The organism is Serratia sp. EC4 (assembly GCF_059652115.1).
The window spans coordinates 1-1,854 of record NZ_JBNIDE010000026.1 but is presented as its reverse complement, the minus strand read 5'-3'; the positions used below and the strand labels follow the sequence as shown (position 1 = coordinate 1,854).

The following is a 1,854-nucleotide window of genomic DNA, read 5'->3' as shown; positions in this document are numbered from 1 at the left end:
CAGCGCCTGCGCCTTGGCTACCACGTTGTCCACGGTGAAGCCGAACTCGGCGAACAGCTGCTCCGCCGGCGCCGACTCACCGAAGGTGGTCATGCCCACGATGGCGCCGTTCAGCCCCACGTACTTGTACCAGTAGTCCGCGATACCCGCTTCCACCGCCACGCGCGCCGTCACCGCCGCCGGCAGCACCGACTCGCGGTACGCCGCATCCTGCTTGTCGAACGCGTCGGTCGACGGCATCGACACCACGCGCACCTTGCGGCCCGCCGCGGTCAGCTTGTCCGCCGCTTCCACCGTGATGCCCACTTCGGAGCCGGTGGCGATCAGGATCACGTCCGGCGTGCCCGCGCAGTCTTTCAGCACGTAGCCGCCGCGGTACACGTTCGCCAGCTGCTCTGCGGTGCGCGGCTGCTGGGTCAGGTTCTGGCGCGAGAACACCAGGGTGGTCGGGCCGTCGTTGCGCTCGATGCCGTACTGCCACGCCACCGCCGATTCCACCTGGTCACACGGGCGCCAGGTGCTCATGTTCGGGGTCACGCGCAGGCTCGCCAGCTGCTCCACCGGCTGGTGAGTCGGGCCGTCTTCGCCCAGACCGATGGAGTCGTGGGTGTAGACGAACACGTTGCGCAGCTTCATCAGCGCCGCCATGCGCACCGCGTTGCGAGCGTATTCCACGAACATCAGGAAGGTCGCCGAGTACGGCAGGAAGCCGCCGTGCAACGCGATGCCGTTGGTGATGGCGGTCATGCCGAACTCGCGCACGCCGTAATGAATGTAGTTGCCCGCCGGGTCAACGTTCAGCGCTTTCGAGCCGGACCACATGGTCAGGTTGCTCGGCGCCAGGTCGGCGGAGCCGCCCAGGAACTCCGGCAGCACCTTGCCGAACGCTTCCAGCGCGTTCTGCGACGCCTTGCGGCTGGCGATGTTGGCCGGGTTGGCCTGCAGTTTTTCCACGAACGCTTTGGCGTCGGCTTTCCAGTCGGCCGGCAGCTCGCCGTTCATGCGGCGCTTGAACTCGGCGGCCAGTTCCGGGAAGGCCTTGGCGTAGGCGGCGAACTTGTCGTTCCAGGCCGCTTCTTTGGCCTGACCGGCTTCTTTGGCGTCCCACTGAGCGTAGATGTCCTGCGGGATTTCAAAGGCGGCGTATTTCCAGCCCAGCGCTTCGCGGGTGGCGGCCACTTCGGCGGCGCCCAGCGCGGCGCCGTGCACGTCATGGGTGCCGGCCTTGTTCGGCGAACCGAAGCCGATAACGGTCTTGCACATCAGCAGCGACGGCTTGTCGGTCACCTTGCGGGCTTCTTCAATCGCGGCCTTGATGGCGTCCGGGTTGTGGCCGTCGACGTTGCGCACCACGTGCCAGCCGTAGGCTTCAAAACGCAGGGCGGTGTCGTCGGTGAACCAGCCGTCAACGTGACCGTCGATGGAGATGCCGTTGTCATCGTAGAAGGCGGTCAGCTTGCCGAGCTTGAGGGTGCCGGCCAGGGAGCAGACTTCGTGCGAGATGCCTTCCATCATGCAGCCGTCGCCCATGAAGGCGTAGGTGTGGTGGTCGACGATGTCGTGGCCGGGGCGGTTGAACTGCGCCGCCAGGGTGCGTTCGGCGATGGCGAAGCCGACGGCGTTGGCGATGCCCTGGCCCAGCGGGCCGGTGGTGGTTTCAACGCCCGGGGTGTAGCCGTACTCCGGGTGCCCCGGGGTTTTGGAATGCAGCTGACGGAAGTTCTCCAGCTCGCGCATCGGCAGGTCGTAGCCGGTGAGGTGCAGGAGGCTGTAAATCAACATGGAGCCGTGGCCGTTGGAGAGCACGAAACGGTCGCGGTCAGCCCAGTGCGGGTTAGTCGGGTTGTGGTTGAG

General features: G+C 66.3%; 1 protein-coding gene. It reads right to left on the bottom strand.

Features of this window, described 5'->3' with window-relative positions; genetic code table 11:
* A partial coding sequence (tkt, locus tag ACP39K_RS24500) for a transketolase (protein WP_497008997.1) occupies window positions 1-1,854 on the bottom strand: 1,854 nt, incomplete at both ends.